Origin of the sequence: uncultured Marixanthomonas sp., assembly GCF_963974425.1 — a bacterium.
Taxonomy (GTDB): domain Bacteria; phylum Bacteroidota; class Bacteroidia; order Flavobacteriales; family Flavobacteriaceae; genus Marixanthomonas.
Genome location: NZ_CAXBCK010000070.1, coordinates 1 through 14,713, shown reverse-complemented (window position 1 = coordinate 14,713; position 14,713 = coordinate 1). Strand labels below are relative to the sequence as shown.

Genomic DNA, 14,713 nt, shown 5'->3' with positions numbered 1-14,713 from the left:
ACTACTCACTACTCACTACTCACTAACAGGCTTATACGCCATTGCCTTAATTTCTACCATTAAATGTGGATGTGGTAATTGATGTACCGCAACCGTTGTTCGCGCTGGTCCTGTTTCTTTTTTGAAAAACTGGGCATACACTTCGTTGTAACCAGCAAAATCATTCATATTTACTAAAAACGTAGTCACATCTACCACGTCTTCTAAAGTTGCGTTTTCGGTAGCGAGATAGTCTTTTATATTTTCGAGGCCGGCTCGGGTCTGTTCTTTAATATCAAACTGCATACTGCCCATTTCGTCCACTTGATTGGCTCCGGCAATAATATTATCAGGCAATCTTGAGCTGGTCCCGCTAATAAAAATAAAGTCGCCCACTCGTTTTACATGTGGATACGCTCCACGAGGTGTTGCTTTTCCTTCTACCAATTTACTTTTGTTGCTCATGTTTTTTATTTTAAGTTTTTTACCACTGCATCATCGTGCATAATCTCTTTGGTTTCTCTTTTTACCAACTTTAATTTTTCCTGAAGCGATAGCGAATCGGGTAATTTTCCATCATCCAGCAAGTTTAAAATGGCCTTGTCTTGAGCACGGCCTTTTCGCAACGCTTCGTCATAGCTAATGTGTTCGTTAAAGGTAACCAAAGAATATTTGCTGTAATATTCCTGTGGAAATTCAGCTTCAAAAGCAGTTTCCAACTTTCTTTTTCGTTGGAATAACGGACTTGCGGTATGCTCTTTCATTTCGTGAAAGTTATCGACTGCTAAATCAGCAATGGCATCGGTGTCTTTTTTTCGTTTGGCTTCATATTCTGAAAATACGATTTTCCAATCGGTCTTTATATCTTCTTTAGCCTCAAACTTATCTAGTATTTCATCAAAAACCACCACATCTTCAAAAGAAGCATTCATCCCTTGTCCGTAAAAAGGAACAATCGCGTGGGCCGCATCTCCTAATAAAAGCGTTTTTCCATAAGTACTCCAAGGTGAACATTTTATCGTGCCTAAAGGCCCAGTTGGGTTATTGAAAAATTCTTCAGCTAAATTGGGCATTAATTGTAAAGCATCTGGAAATTCTTTTTTGAAATATTCCGTAACACGTTCTGGTGTATTTAAATTTTCGAAACAGTAATTGCTGTTTTTATACGGAAGAAATAGGGTTACTGTGAAACTTCCATCTAAATTGGGCAGGGCAATAAGCATATCTTCTCCGCGTGGCCAAATGTGCAACGCATTGGTATAAGTGCGATAGCTTCCATCTTTTGTAGCAGGAATTTCCAGTTCTTTATAACCATGGGTTAACCAATCTTGCGAAAAACTGAACAAAAACTTTTTATGTAAAAACATGTTTTTTCTAACGGCTGAACCGGCACCGTCCGTTCCTAATAGAATGTCTCCGCTTAATGTAACCTCTTCATTAGTTTCGTAATTTTTAAAAGTTGCCGAAGCAATAGGTAAATCGACTGTTTTACAACCGTGATTAAATATAATGGTTACGTTCGGCATTGCTTCCGCAGCGTCTAACAGTAATTTATTTAACCCTGGACGTGAGACCGAATTAATATATTCATTTTGCCGTCCGCTATATTTGCTTAAAAACGTATTACTTTCACGGTCATGAATCATACGGCCGTTCATAGGGATACAGAGCTTTTTGGCATCTGCTTCTACGCCTGCAAGTCGCAACCCTCTTAACCCTCGGTCGCTTAAAGCCAGATTTATGGAGCGTCCAGCGTCTTGGGTTACTTTTCTAAGGTCCGGTCTTTTTTCTACTAACGTTACTTGGTATCCTCGTTGTGCTAACCGTAAGGTGAGTAAACTTCCGCAGAGTCCGGCACCGATTACTAATATGTTTTCTTTTTTATTCATAAAGGTGAAGTTTGCTGCTCGATATTAATTGTTTACTACTTGTTTCAGTTTTTGGACAAATTGAAACACATCACTAAAACTATTGTAAAGTGGGGCAGGGGCAATACGGATTACATCGGGTTCACGCCAATCACTAATTACACCAGCTTCGGTTAATTTTGTATGTAAATTTTTATCGGCATTCTTTACTTGAATGGATAATTGGCAGCCACGTTCTTCTGGGTTTCTTGGGGTAATAACCGAAATACTTTCGTTATTCATTTCATCTAAAAGAAATTCTAAAAAGCCGGTTAGTTTAACCGATTTCTTCCGAAGGTTTTCAAAACCAGCTTCTTCAAAAACATCTAACGATGCTCTAATTGCCGCCATTGATAAAATTGGTGGATTGCTTAACTGCCAGCCTTCCGCACCCGGTAAGGCATCAAAATCCTTGCGCATATTAAAACGGGTTTCTTTATTATGACCCCACCAACCAGCAAACCTTTTTAGGTCTTTGTTGTTGGCGTGGCGCTCATGCACAAAACAACCGCCTAAACTTCCTGGGCCGCTGTTTAAATATTTATAACTGCACCATACAGCAAAATCGGCTCCCATTTCATGTAAGTTCGGTTGAATGTTACCTGCTCCGTGTGCTAAGTCGAAACCTACTTTACAATTATATTTGTGGCCTAATTCGGTTATTTTTTTCAAAGGATAGGATTGTCCGCTGTAATAATTGGTGCTCCCAATCATTAACAAAGCGATTTCGTCACCTTGCTCTTTCATAATAGCTTCTAAATCTTCAAAACGGCATAATTCTTCGCCCTCTCTGGGTTTCCAAAGGATGAGTCCTTCTTTTGAGTCGTAGCCATGAAAGTGTAACTGACTTTCCATCGCGTATTTATCGCTAGGAAACGCATCGGCTTCTACTACTATCTTATATTTTTTGTCAGTGGGTTGGTAAAACGAAACCATCATTAAATGGAGGTTGGTGGTCAGCGTATTCATCATCACCACTTCGCTAGGTTTCGCACCTACTATTTTAGCCATGCTTTTGGTAAGCAATTCGTGGTATGGCAACCAAGGGTGTTCACCTTCCGTATGACCTTCAACCCCTAGTTTTGCCCAATCTTGCAGCTCTTTTTGGATGTATTCTGAAGTAGTTTTAGGCTGTAATCCCAGACTGTTTCCGCAGAGGTAAATCAGTTCCTTGTTGTTTGAGTCTGTAGGGATATGGAATTTTTTTCTGAAATGCGACAAGCTGTCTTCTGCATCTTGTTGTTGTGTAAATTCCAGTGAGTTTTGGTAGTTCATATTAGTAGTTTCGGCTTCTAACAAAAATAGCAATTTAATATGGTTTCCTAATATATAGGATTAATGCTTTATGGATAAATTTTAATGAATTGATTGTGTGATGTTTCGTACATTTGGATTCAATATGAAGAAAGTAGTACTTCTTTTTTTAATACTCGCTGTTTCAGCAACTGCCTTTTCACAGTCCATTGTCAGAAAATGGAATGAAGAAGTCCTGCATGGCATTCGAAACGATTTTGCTCGGCCAGTGGTACATGCACGTAACTTATTTCATACTTCGGTTGCGATGTATGATGTTTGGGCTGTGTTTGATAAGCAAGCTGCTCCCTATTTTTTAGGAAATACGATTGGCGATTATACAAGTGAATTTGAAGGTTTTGAAACATCAGAAATTACTTCCGAAGCACAAGAAAAAGCCATTAGTTATGCAGTGTACCGATTAATAAAACATCGTTTTCAAAACTCGCCTGGAAAAGAAGAGATTTTTGAATCAATAGACAGTTTAATGGATGAATTAGGATATGATAAAAACTATATTTCATCTAATTACAAAAACGGAAATCCAGCTGCTTTAGGAAATTACATTGCTGAACAATTAATAGCTTTTGGATTACAAGACGGATCTAATGAAGCCAATGATTATGAGAATAGGTTTTATGAGCCTTTACATGAAGCTTTAAATCTTGATTTTGTAGGAAATTCAACCTTGGAATATCCAAACCATTGGCAACCTTTAAAAGTGGAGAATTGGGTAGACCAAAGTGGAAACACCATTCCTGGTGGGCAACCACCATTTTTAGGTCCAGAATGGGGTGCTGTCGTCCCTTTTTCTTTAAATGAAAAGGACTTAAAAACATATTCAACACCAGATTTCGATTACAATTGTTATTACGATCCGGGTGATCCTTGGTACATTCAGGATTACATGGGCATAGAAGATCCGTACAAATGGAGTTTTGCCATGGTTTCTGTTTGGAGTTCACATTTAGATCCAACCGATGAGGTGATGGTTGATATTTCACCAGCAAGTATAGGTAATTTTAGCAGCACCGATTTTCCTACCGCTTTTGAAGAATACAAATCATTCTATAATTATAAAGAAGGAGGTGATCCAAGTAATGGACGTGATTTAAACCCCGCAACAGGAAAACCATACCAAGAACAATTGGTGCCTCGCGGCGATTACGCTCGTGTATTAGCCGAATTTTGGGCAGATGGACCTGATAGTGAAACTCCGCCCGGACACTGGTTCACTATTTTAAATTATGTAAACGATCAGCCAGAATTAGTCAAAGAGTTTCGTGGAAACGGAAAAGTACTTTCAGATTTGGAATGGGACGTAAAATCTTACTTTATTCTGGGCGGCGCGATGCACGATGTAGCCATTTCAGCTTGGGGCATAAAAGGGTATTACGATTATGTAAGACCGGTGAGTGCTATTAGGTATATGAGCGATCAAGGACAATCGAGCGATCCAGCCTTACCACGTTATAGCCCGCACGGTTTGCCTCTTATTGAAGACTATATCGAATTGGTTGAAGAGGGTGACCCTTTGGCGGGAGCTTTTAATGAAAACCTACATAAAATTAAAGTATATGCTTGGCGTGGTCCGGGCGAGATTGCCGACCCTAATGTAGATGAAGCAGGAGTAGGTTGGATTTTGGCCGAAGAATGGTTTCCGTATCAACGGCCATCGTTTGTTACCCCACCATTTGCAGGGTATGTGTCTGGGCATTCTACTTTTTCAAGAGCTGCGGCTGAAATTTTGACCACATTAACAGGAGACCCTTATTTTCCAGGTGGAATGGGAACATTTGAAGTAAATAAGAATGAATTTCTAGTTTTTGAACAAGGCCCGAGTATGGATATGCAACTGCAATGGGCAACATATCGAGATGCATCGGACCAATGTAGTTTGTCTCGTATTTGGGGAGGAATACACCCGCCAATTGATGATATTCCCGGACGTGAAATAGGCGAGAAGCTAGGAAAACACGCTTTTAAGTTTGCTGAAGCATATTTCACAAAAGGGGTAGCTGAAAAAGGTGTTGTTTTTCCAAATCCTGCTTCGGAAACAGTAACAATATTTTATGAAAGTGAAACCCCATTACAGATTTCTATTTTTGACTTACAAGGTAGGAAAGTGCTTTCGCAATTATCAGATTTCAAAGAAAACAACAAGGTTGTGCTGAATGTTTCAGCATTGCAACAGGGAATGTATTTTATTACACTTCAGAATAACGAAGAGCAAAACCTCTTTACAACCCGTTTGTTAAAAAAATAAGCTACTTTTTAACTGAAATGTCTGTAAAGTACAATTTGAATCCGCCCGTGCTGTCTTTGTGCATAGTGGCTATTTCAAGTCCGTTGTGGTTTTTATAATTTTCCCAAGTGGTTGCCATCGTTGCAACAGAATCATTTCCTTTTCGGTAAATCCATTCTTTAATTTTATAATCATTTCCGAAGTATAAATCATAGGCGTCACCAGGCGTATAACCGCCATCGTTACTGTACACAACGGTTAATTGGTTAAGCGTGTCTTTTGAAATTGGCGCAATGACATTCTTTTTTTCTGAAAACGTAGCGCCTTCATCCCACATTAAATTGAAAGGAGCCAATAGCCAGTATTTGTCGTTTATAAAACCAGCATCGGTTTTTTGAAGCGTACTATCCATTTTAGTTCGCAAATAGTTTACTGTATCTTTTTCTGAGACCATTTTCACCTTGTCTTTTTTGGGCATCCACATCCAAGAACGTTCAAAATGTTGGTCACCACGGTCTACATTGAAAGTAAAGGATATTTTAGAAACGTCATCCCAATTCTCAAAACCATTAGCGTAAGCAATCGATTCTGCTGTTGTTGGGTTTTTAGGCATTTTTTCTTCTGAAGTCATTTCGGCTTCTTCATCAACATTGTTTGATTTTGCATCGTTTTTACAGCTTATTAAACTAGCTGAAAGGAAAATAAAAAAGAATAGATTTTTCATATAGGGGTTTACTTTTCGTAAAAATACAGAAACTTACTTTCACCACATAAATTTCGTATCTTTAATGAAAAGCACTCAATAAAGAAAAATGGGTTTCACAATCTTAGACAACAAAGAAAAAAAACGGTTTGAAGCAACGGTACAAAAGCAAACTGTAATTGTAGATTATAAAATAGAAAGAAATACAATTTATTTAACTCGTGTAAAAGTGCCCACAGAGTTGGAAGGACAGGGTATAGGTTCTACTATGGTAGAGCAAGTTTTGCAAAAAATTGAAGCAATGGGGTTTAAATTAGTACCTGTTTGTCCGTTCGTAAAATATTATATTGACAAAAACCCCAAGTGGAATAAGCTATTAGATTAACAAACAAAAAGCCCTTTCAGAATTTTGAAAGGGCTTTTTTTATACGTCAAGATAGTTGAAGATTAATCTACTGCATCTTCTACGTCATCCGCAACATCTTCAACTTCATCTCCTACTGACTTGTTTTCGCGGCAGCTAATAAAGCCGGTACTTAGTAATCCTGCTACAAAAAATAATAAAAATAATTTTCTCATAATGTAAATTTTTAAGGGTTAGTTTTTATTTATTTTAAACCTATTTAAGGTCTTCTGCCAGTGGCAAGGCGATATAAAATACCAATTACTGCCAATACTAGTAAAATATGAATTAGGCTGCCAACTGCATCGGGGAAACCGATATACCCAATAAGCCATCCAATAATTAATATCACGACAATAAGCCAAATTAAATCTCTCATAATGGTTGTTTTTTTGTTAATGCTAGAATAAAGCTACAATAAAAATGGCTATGTGATAATCTATTTAACCATGGTTTAACTCGTATTGTTAATATATATGAAAATATGATTGTCAATCATTAAACAAGCATTATGTAAAAACTTAAATAAATGAGAACTTCTTAATGTTGCTTTTTTATCTTAGCTAAAATTTTATAAAATGAATTTTCAAAAAGAATTTAGCACCAATAAAGAAACGTGGGACAAAAAGGTTGCTGTCCATGCAGCAAGCAAGTTTTATGATGTAGATGCTTTTAAGAAAGGAAAATCTTCATTAAATAACTTTGAGTTAGAAGCTTTGGGTGATATTTCGGGAAAATCATTATTGCACTTACAATGTCATTTTGGTCAAGATACATTGAGTTGGAGTAGGATGGGAGCCAAGTGTACTGGAATAGATATATCACAAGAAGCTATTAAACTTGCCCGAAATTTAAATAATGAAATAAAGCAACATGCTCAATTTGTCTGTTGCAATGTGTTAGATACTTCCCAGTATGTTTCTGAAAAATTTGATATCATCTTTACTAGTTATGGTGTAATAGGCTGGTTGCCAGATTTAAAACCGTGGGCTAAAATGATAAGTGAACGACTAAAACCCGATGGAGTGTTTTATATAGTTGAGTTTCATCCAATAGCGTGGATGTTCGATTACTTGCAAGAACCACCAGAGTTAAAGTATGGCTATCAGCAGAAAGAGGTGATTTATGAGGAATATAATGGAACGTATGCCGATGAAAATGCTAAAATAATAAGCAAAGAATATGGCTGGAACCACAGTTTGGGCGAAGTTGTCACTTCACTTACTCAAGCCGGTTTAGAAATAGAATTTTTACGAGAGCACGATGCTTCCCCATACAACATATTCCCTGGTTTAATTAAAGCAGAAAATCAACTTTACGAAATGCCTTCAAAATTATATCCGCTAATCTTTGAAGTAAAAGCCACAAAAAAAGGAGCTTGATTAGCTCCTTTTTAGTTCTTTTTTTCTTTTTCAATTTTCTTAATGACTAGCATCCTCTTTTAAAAGATCTGGGAATTTTTTCTGAAACTTTTTTAAACGAGGTATTGAAACATTTTGAATGTAAGGATTCTGTGGATTGTTTTTCTCATAATTTTGGTGATACCCTTCAGCATCCCAAAATTTTTGAAAAGGAAGTACTTCTGCAGCAACCTTGCCTTCACCTATTTCTTTTTCCAGTTCAGCAATTTTAGTTTCTATTATTTGTTTTTGCTCATCATTTTGATAAAAAATAATGCTTCGGTACTGTGAACCTCTGTCTGGACCTTGACCGTTTACTTGCGTTATGTTTTGAGAACCAAAATACACATCTACTAAGGTTTTAAAAGAAACTACATCTGGGTTGTAAATTATCTCGACAGCTTCAGCATGACCAGTAGTTCCTGTGTTACTTGATTCGTAAGTTGGGTTTTTTGTATGTCCGCCGCTGTAGCCCGAAATAGATTCTTTTATGCCTTCTACGCTTTCATAAATAGCCTCTACGCACCAAAAACATCCGCTGGCAAAATAAGCGCGCTCCAAGCCATCTTGGGTTGCAACTTCAACTGGTTGTTGGCTCTTTTGCGCCATAGCTTCGGTTTCTTTATTTTTTTTGTTAGACTGACAAGACACCTGAAAGGATAATAACATGGCGGTACTAACTACTAAAAAAAATTTATTCATAATGATTTCTTTTTTGTGTAAGTCGGGATTGTTAAAAAATCCTTTCAAGAAAAGGAATAAAAAAAGCCCTCACTAAGTGAAGGCTTCTATTTTTTTAATTTGGATATGCTTATGAAACTTTAGTGAAAAGTTTATCCATTTTTTCTTTTTCTTCCTCTGCAAGAGCAGGGTCTACTAAAATACGTCCACTGTGCTCATCTGAAATGATTTTTTTTCTGGAAGCAATTTCCATTTGCACTTGTGGTGGGATTGTAAAGAAAGAACCGCCAGAAGCGCCACGTTCTACCGCAACTACGGCTAAACCGTTTTTCACGCTAGTACGAATACGCTTGTATGCACTTACCAAACGTTCTTCAATTTTCTTTTCATATTTTTCAGATTCCTTAATAAGAGCTTTTTCTTCTTTTTCAGTTTCTGAGAGGATATCGTCTAGCTCACTTTGTTTGTGCTTTAAGTGATCTTTACGTTCATCAAGTTGCTCTTTTGTTTTCTCGATTACTTCTTTTTTCTGCTCAATTTGTGCTTTAAACTCTTTAATGTGCTTATCGGATAATTGAATTTCTAATTCTTGAAATTCTACCTCTTTGCTCAAAGAGTTGTATTCACGGTTATTGCGAACATTGTCCTGCTGTGCAGAATATTTTTTGATAAGTGCTTTAGACTCTTCAATACCATTTTTCTTCTCTTTGATATTGCCTTCGATAACCTCAAGGTCTGTATTGAGTTTGTCAAGACGAGTGTTCATGCCGGCTACTTCATCTTCCAGATCTTCAACCTCTAAAGGTAATTCTCCGCGAACATTGCGGATTTCATCGATTCTAGAATCTATCAATTGTAGATCGTACAGTGCTCTTAACTTTTCTTCTACAGTGGTTTCTTTTTTCTTTGCCATAAATTAAAAATAGCTAATAGGATTGGTGTTTATTTGTGATAAAACGATTGCAAAATTACTAATTTTTTTTGTAAGGAAAGAAACTAAAAGGTCTTTTGTGTACTGTTCACTTTCATAATGGCCAATATCGCACAATAGTATATTGTTTTCAGCTGCAAAAAAGTCGTGGTATTTTAAGTCTGCCGTTACGTAAGCATCTGCTCCTGCTGCTTTTGCTGCTTTAATAGCAAAACTTCCGCTACCGCCTAAAACAGCAACTTTTTTTATTTTTTTATTCTGAAGTTTTGAATGCCGAACACATCCCGTTTGCATCGTTTCTTTAATAAATTTTAAAAAGTTATCTTCAGAAGCTTCATTTGAAAGTTCACCTATTATCCCCATACCTAATTGTTGGTTTTTATTTTCTAGGGTGGTGATTTCATACGCTACCTCTTCATAAGGGTGAGAGTCTAAAAGTGCTTTCATTATTTTACCTTCTTTGTGTTTATGAAAGGTAATGCCTATTTGAACTTCTTCTTCGAAATGGGTTTCGCCTTTATTTCCGACTGTTGGGTTGCTTTCTTCATTCCCATTAAAACTTCCTTCTCCCTTAATATTGAAGCTACAATTGCTATAATTGCCTATTTCACCGCCACCAGCTTGAAATAGTGATTCTCGTACGGTTGAAGCATCTTTAACCGGAACAAATGTCACGAGCTTTTTAATAACGTTCTCTTTCGGTATCAGTACCTTTCTGTTAGTGAGTTCAAGCTTTTCACAAATCATGGCATTTACGCCGTTCCAAGCATTGTCTAGAGCAGTATGAATAGCAAAAATATTAATATCGTTCTTTATAGCTTTTTGCACAACGCGTTCTACATATGTTTTTCCAGTGATTTTTTTTAGTCCTGAAAAAATAATGGGATGAAAGCTTACTATTAGATTGCAGTTGTTAGCAATGGCTTCGTCAACCACTTCTTCTAGCGTGTCTAAAGTAACGAGAATTCCTGATACCGTAGCATTAGTATCACCCACTAAAAGGCCAGTATTATCAAACCCTTCGGAATAGGAAAGGGGGGCGAAATCGTCTAAAATTTGAATTATTTCTTTTACTTTCATAAGCTATAGTTCATTTTACCGTAAAGATAGTAGTTTAAGACGTTTTACCATATTTGAAGCAATTTGTTTATGTTTTCACTTTAATTTTAAATGAATATGGTTCATATTCATTGTAATTAGTACTTTCGTTGTATGAAAACACTGCGCACCTTGTTATTTCCCTTTGCTGTTTTGTATGGTTGGGTAACCGGTTTTAGAAATTATCTGTACGATAAAAACATTTTAAAAAGTAAAGAATATAAGCTGCCCATAATCTGCGTAGGAAACCTTTCAGTTGGTGGGACAGGAAAGTCCCCAATGATTGAGTTTTTGATTGAAACTTTACAGAACGACTATAAAATAGCGGTATTAAGTCGAGGCTATAAACGAAAAACATCTGGTTTTTTAGAAGTAGTAACCGCGCATACTGCTGAAGAAACCGGAGACGAACCGCTTCAGTTTAAAAAGAAGTTCCCCAATGTAACGGTTGCCGTTTGTGCCGATAGAAGAACAGGGATTGAACAGCTTCAAAAAAAAACAGAAGTGATTTTGTTAGATGATGCTTTTCAACACCGAAAAGTAAAAGCCAGTACCAATATCTTGTTAACTCCATTTCACGATTTATACATTAACGATTATATGTTGCCAACAGGTAATCTACGTGAGCAAAGGATTGGTGCTAAACGAGCTGATATTATTGTAATCACAAAGTGCCCAGACAAAGTACCGTATTCAAAACTTCAAGAAATTGAATTTGTAACACCTTTGCAGAACCATCAAGAAATATATTTTTCTAGTATTGGGTATGATGATACAATTTATGGGAAAACAGAAAGCCTTCCATTAGATTACTTATTAGATAAAAAATTTACTTTGGTTACGGGTATTGCGAATCCTAAGCCGTTAGTTGATTTTATGAAAAACAAAAATTTTCAGTTTACTCATAAGAAATATGCAGATCATCATCATTTTTCTTCAGAAGAAATTGAAAAACTAAAAAAGGAGGAGCTAATTATAACTACTGAAAAAGACTTTATGCGGTTACAGCACAAGCTCGATAAATTTGCGTTGTATTATTTGCCTATTACCACGAAAATAAAAAATGGACAAGAGCAGTATTTTAAAGAGTCTATTTTAAAACGTGTGGAAGCAAAATTTAAGGGTTAACTATCAACTGGGAGCTTTTTGTTTTTAATGGTACGGTAAATTTTCTCGAAGAACTCTTCGGTTTTAAAGGGTTTTGGAATAATATCATTAAAACCAGCACGGTAAAAATCATCCAGGTTTTCATCAACAGTAACCGCCGTTAAAGCAATAATAGGGATTTGCTTATCGAAGTCTCTTATTTTTTGGGTTGCTTCAATACCGCTAATGCCTGGCATGTGTATATCCATTAAAATAACATCAAATTTATTTTCTTTAACTATTTTAATGGCGTCCATTCCATTATCGGCAACCATACACTGCATATGGTTTTTTTCCAGTATTTTCTTAGTAATCATTTGGTTGATTTTGTTATCCTCAACCACCAAAATAGATTTGTTTTCCAGTGCTACGTAGTCTACATCGTAAATAATATTATTTGAGTTTTTATCTTTTTGAGCTTCTTCAGAAACTGACAGTGTTAAGTTAAACCAAAACTTAGAGCCTTTGCCTAATTGGCTGTCTAAATTTATTTTACTGTTCATTAATTCGAGCAGGTTTTTAACGATGGAAAGCCCAAGGCCAGTACCGCCAAACTTCCTGTTAATTTGAAGGGATCCTTGAGAGAACGTTTCAAAAATACTTTTCTGTTTTTTGCGTGAAATACCTACGCCATTGTCTTCAATTTCAAAATGCAGCTGTATTTTATTTTTCTTTTGCTCCAAGCTCTGAACCCGAACGGTAACATCTCCATTTTGTGTAAATTTCAAGGAATTCCCGATTAGGTTTATTAAAATTTGGGATAGCTTTAAAGGGTCGCCAACCAACTTATTAGGAATGCCTTCATCAAACTCTAAATGGAGCTTGTTCTTTTTGTCATCAGCAGATTTTTTGAGTGCGACCAGCACATCGTTAATCCGTTTTTTTAGGTTAAAAGAAGTTCGTTCAAGTTCTACTTTGTTAGCTTCTAACTTGTTAAGGTCTAGTATATTGTTGATTAAAGACAGTAGGTATTCTCCTGAAAACTTTAAAGAGTTTAAGTGCTCCTTTTGGTGATCCTTTGGGTCTTCTTCAAGCAGTAAGTGTGTGAGACCAGTTACGGCATATAAAGGCGTTCGCAGTTCGTGTGTGATTGTAGATAAAAACTGCGCTTTGGCCAAAGATGCTTTTTCAGCTTTTTCTTTTGCTAACTGTAATTCAGTGTTTTTATCTTTTAAAAGATTGTTTGCCTTGGCTCGTAAGTTATTGTTTTTATAGAGTGATAAAGTTAACAAGGAAAGTATGACAATTAAAGCAATGCTTAAGCCAGTAGTCATTTGCGTAAACTTGATGGACTTTTGCTTTTTATCTAAGTCGTCTTTTTGAGTGGCGATAATTTCATTAAGGTCTCCAACATTAGACTCTACATCTACTCCTTTAGAAACAGCATCCATATATGTTTTGTAGAGCTCTTCACTCTTTTTTTCGTAGAGGGAAAGATTTTCTTCAGATTTTTTATAATCATTCTCTTTAAGTGCTATATACGAAATGGTTTTATAACTATCTGTCTTTAATTTTGTAAATGAATTAGTGTCTATTATTGCAAGTGCTTTTTCTAAAGAAGTTTTTGCTTTATTTAAGTTAATAGATTGAGGGCTGCTGTTTAGGTTTATAAATGCTTCAGCCTTTTTTAAATGTACCTCAGCTTCTTTATAGCTGAAATTATTCTCTTGTAATAAAGGGATGGCAGCGTCAAAATAATTTATGGCAGATTTATAATTATTTTTTTGTAAGTCTAATTGGCCGAGGCCCGAAATAACCTGTCCTTGACCAACTTCATCATTTAACTTAATGAATATTTTGTAGGCATCTTTTAAAAAAAGTTCAGACTTACTATAATTTCCAGTATTAAGTAGTATTAATCCCTTTAAGGTATAAGCTTTAGCAATTTCCTTTTCGTTGTTGTCAAGGCTTTTTATAAGGGTGATAGATTTATTAATTTCTTCGGAAGCTTTTTGAAAATTCTGAAGGTGATAATGCAGTTCTGCAATATTGTACCGAATGTCCGATTTTAAAAAATCATCTTTAGAGTTTAAGGCTAATTTATTGGCTTTGTTAAGGTTTAAAATAGCTGCTTCAAAATCTTGCTTGTGAATTGCTTGAATGGCTTTTTCTCGGGTTTCTTTAATTATAGAAATCGTGTCTATTTCTTGCTTTTGCGCCATAGCAGTCATCACCATAAAAAATAAGGTAAAGAACAGTGGTAGCCACGTATGTTTAAATAATGCTTTGTGCATTTATGCTTCGAACTTTAACGCTAAATATAGTTATTTAATCGAAATTTGTAAGATTAAATCTACTATTCTTGATGAATAACCTCTCTCATTATCATACCATCCAATTATCTTAACCATGTTTTCGCCAATTACTGAAGTCATTCCAGCATCAAAAATACAGGAATGTGTATTGCCTACAATGTCAATAGAAACAATAGGGTCTTCGGTGTATTGAAGAATGTTTTTTAAACTAGTTTCTGAAGCTTTTTTAAAAGCTTCATTTATAGCCTCGATTGAAGTTTTATTTTTTACATTAATGGTGATATCACATAAAGAACCGTTAGGCACTGGAACCCGAATACCACACCCGCCAATTACTGAAGCCAAATCTGGAAAAATCTTTGTCAATGCTTTAGCTGCTCCAGTTGTGGTAGGAACGATGGATTGAGCTGCTCCGCGTGCACGACGTAAATCTCTGTGGGGTTGATCGTGCAAACTTTGGTCCGTTGTATAGGAGTGTACTGTTGTAATGTAGGCTTGTTCAATTCCGCAGAGGTCATGAACTATTTTTAGCATTGGCGCTGCATTATTAGTGGTACACGATGCGTTTGAAACAATAACATCGCTTTTTTCCAATATATCATCGTTAATGCCAAGCACTACAGTTTTTATATCATCTTCAAGCGGAGGCACAGAGAGGATTACTTTTTTTAC

Annotated in this window: 15 protein-coding genes; 4 read left to right on the top strand and 11 right to left on the bottom strand. The window is 36.1% G+C overall.

Translation table 11 applies throughout. The features are described from left to right. Positions 1-15 precede the first annotated feature (15 nt). The 3 genes from AACZ92_RS15595 to kynU are packed head-to-tail and all read right to left on the bottom strand — an operon-like array spanning position 16 to position 3,161. On the bottom strand, positions 16-444 hold the full coding sequence (locus tag AACZ92_RS15595) for a RidA family protein (RefSeq protein ID WP_339703309.1): 429 nt from the start codon (positions 442-444) through the stop codon (positions 16-18). Positions 445-449: 5 nt separating this feature from the next. Next, entirely contained in the window at positions 450-1,868 is a 1,419-nt protein-coding gene (locus tag AACZ92_RS15590; protein ID WP_339703306.1) for an NAD(P)/FAD-dependent oxidoreductase, read from the bottom strand. Positions 1,869-1,892: 24 nt separating this feature from the next. Further along, entirely contained in the window at positions 1,893-3,161 is a 1,269-nt protein-coding gene (gene kynU, locus AACZ92_RS15585) for a kynureninase (protein WP_339703303.1), read from the bottom strand. 124 nt (positions 3,162-3,285) lie between these two features. On the opposite strand from kynU, the gene AACZ92_RS15580 reads away from it, so the two are divergent. After that, positions 3,286-5,445 (top strand): T9SS type A sorting domain-containing protein, encoded by a 2,160-nt coding sequence (locus tag AACZ92_RS15580; protein ID WP_339703300.1) that lies wholly within the window; start codon positions 3,286-3,288, stop codon positions 5,443-5,445. A 1-nt stretch (position 5,446) separates the two neighbouring features. Here the strand turns inward: AACZ92_RS15580 and AACZ92_RS15575 are convergent, their stop codons facing one another. Then, on the bottom strand, positions 5,447-6,148 hold the full coding sequence (locus AACZ92_RS15575) for a hypothetical protein (protein WP_339703297.1): 702 nt from the start codon (positions 6,146-6,148) through the stop codon (positions 5,447-5,449). Positions 6,149-6,236: 88 nt separating this feature from the next. Between AACZ92_RS15575 and AACZ92_RS15570 the strand changes: the two genes are divergently transcribed. Next, positions 6,237-6,512 (top strand): GNAT family N-acetyltransferase, encoded by a 276-nt coding sequence (locus tag AACZ92_RS15570; protein ID WP_339703294.1) that lies wholly within the window; start codon positions 6,237-6,239, stop codon positions 6,510-6,512. Between the two features lie 62 nt (positions 6,513-6,574). Here the strand turns inward: AACZ92_RS15570 and AACZ92_RS15565 are convergent, their stop codons facing one another. After that, positions 6,575-6,706: a hypothetical protein gene (locus tag AACZ92_RS15565; RefSeq protein WP_339703291.1), complete on the bottom strand. Its 132-nt coding sequence runs from the start codon at positions 6,704-6,706 to the stop codon at positions 6,575-6,577. Between the two features lie 44 nt (positions 6,707-6,750). Then, positions 6,751-6,909, bottom strand: coding sequence for a lmo0937 family membrane protein (locus AACZ92_RS15560; protein ID WP_339703288.1), 159 nt, complete (start codon positions 6,907-6,909; stop codon positions 6,751-6,753). Between the two features lie 199 nt (positions 6,910-7,108). Between AACZ92_RS15560 and AACZ92_RS15555 the strand changes: the two genes are divergently transcribed. Then, positions 7,109-7,912 (top strand): class I SAM-dependent methyltransferase, encoded by an 804-nt coding sequence (locus AACZ92_RS15555; RefSeq protein ID WP_339703285.1) that lies wholly within the window; start codon positions 7,109-7,111, stop codon positions 7,910-7,912. A gap of 39 nt (positions 7,913-7,951) precedes the next feature. Here AACZ92_RS15555 and msrA read toward each other — a convergent pair whose 3' ends face one another. The 3 genes from msrA to AACZ92_RS15540 all read right to left on the bottom strand — a co-directional run bounded on the left by msrA (position 7,952) and on the right by AACZ92_RS15540 (position 10,622). Next, entirely contained in the window at positions 7,952-8,632 is a 681-nt protein-coding gene (msrA, locus tag AACZ92_RS15550) for a peptide-methionine (S)-S-oxide reductase MsrA (RefSeq protein ID WP_339703282.1), read from the bottom strand. A 109-nt stretch (positions 8,633-8,741) separates the two neighbouring features. After that, entirely contained in the window at positions 8,742-9,524 is a 783-nt protein-coding gene (locus AACZ92_RS15545) for a C4-type zinc ribbon domain-containing protein (RefSeq protein ID WP_339703279.1), read from the bottom strand. Between the two features lie 3 nt (positions 9,525-9,527). Beyond that, on the bottom strand, positions 9,528-10,622 hold the full coding sequence (locus AACZ92_RS15540; RefSeq protein ID WP_339703276.1) for a Nif3-like dinuclear metal center hexameric protein: 1,095 nt from the start codon (positions 10,620-10,622) through the stop codon (positions 9,528-9,530). 132 nt (positions 10,623-10,754) lie between these two features. On the opposite strand from AACZ92_RS15540, the gene lpxK reads away from it, so the two are divergent. Beyond that, the gene (gene lpxK, locus AACZ92_RS15535) at positions 10,755-11,768 is read left to right on the top strand and encodes a tetraacyldisaccharide 4'-kinase (RefSeq protein WP_339703274.1); all 1,014 of its coding nucleotides are present in this window, start codon (positions 10,755-10,757) and stop codon (positions 11,766-11,768) included. On the opposite strand, the gene AACZ92_RS15530 is transcribed toward lpxK, so the two are convergent. Both AACZ92_RS15530 and AACZ92_RS15525 read right to left on the bottom strand, forming a co-directional pair. Then, positions 11,765-14,020, bottom strand: coding sequence for a response regulator (locus AACZ92_RS15530; RefSeq protein ID WP_339703271.1), 2,256 nt, complete (start codon positions 14,018-14,020; stop codon positions 11,765-11,767). The two genes, lpxK and AACZ92_RS15530, sit on opposite strands and share 4 nt — an antisense overlap. Positions 14,021-14,050: 30 nt before the next feature. After that, a partial coding sequence (locus AACZ92_RS15525) for a type I glyceraldehyde-3-phosphate dehydrogenase (protein ID WP_339703269.1) occupies positions 14,051-14,713 on the bottom strand: 663 nt, incomplete at its 5' end.

Coding starts and splice junctions, on each gene's coding strand:
- AACZ92_RS15565 (WP_339703291.1), bottom strand. CDS start 6,706: ATGAGAAAATTATTTTTATTATTTTTTGTAGCAGGATTACTAAGTACC.
- AACZ92_RS15570 (WP_339703294.1), top strand. CDS start 6,237: ATGGGTTTCACAATCTTAGACAACAAAGAAAAAAAACGGTTTGAAGCA.
- AACZ92_RS15560 (WP_339703288.1), bottom strand. CDS start 6,909: ATGAGAGATTTAATTTGGCTTATTGTCGTGATATTAATTATTGGATGG.
- AACZ92_RS15530 (WP_339703271.1), bottom strand. CDS start 14,020: ATGCACAAAGCATTATTTAAACATACGTGGCTACCACTGTTCTTTACC.
- AACZ92_RS15580 (WP_339703300.1), top strand. CDS start 3,286: ATGAAGAAAGTAGTACTTCTTTTTTTAATACTCGCTGTTTCAGCAACT.
- AACZ92_RS15555 (WP_339703285.1), top strand. CDS start 7,109: ATGAATTTTCAAAAAGAATTTAGCACCAATAAAGAAACGTGGGACAAA.
- AACZ92_RS15590 (WP_339703306.1), bottom strand. CDS start 1,868: ATGAATAAAAAAGAAAACATATTAGTAATCGGTGCCGGACTCTGCGGA.
- AACZ92_RS15575 (WP_339703297.1), bottom strand. CDS start 6,148: ATGAAAAATCTATTCTTTTTTATTTTCCTTTCAGCTAGTTTAATAAGC.
- lpxK (WP_339703274.1), top strand. CDS start 10,755: ATGAAAACACTGCGCACCTTGTTATTTCCCTTTGCTGTTTTGTATGGT.
- AACZ92_RS15540 (WP_339703276.1), bottom strand. CDS start 10,622: ATGAAAGTAAAAGAAATAATTCAAATTTTAGACGATTTCGCCCCCCTT.
- msrA (WP_339703282.1), bottom strand. CDS start 8,632: ATGAATAAATTTTTTTTAGTAGTTAGTACCGCCATGTTATTATCCTTT.
- AACZ92_RS15595 (WP_339703309.1), bottom strand. CDS start 444: ATGAGCAACAAAAGTAAATTGGTAGAAGGAAAAGCAACACCTCGTGGA.
- kynU (WP_339703303.1), bottom strand. CDS start 3,161: ATGAACTACCAAAACTCACTGGAATTTACACAACAACAAGATGCAGAA.
- AACZ92_RS15545 (WP_339703279.1), bottom strand. CDS start 9,524: ATGGCAAAGAAAAAAGAAACCACTGTAGAAGAAAAGTTAAGAGCACTG.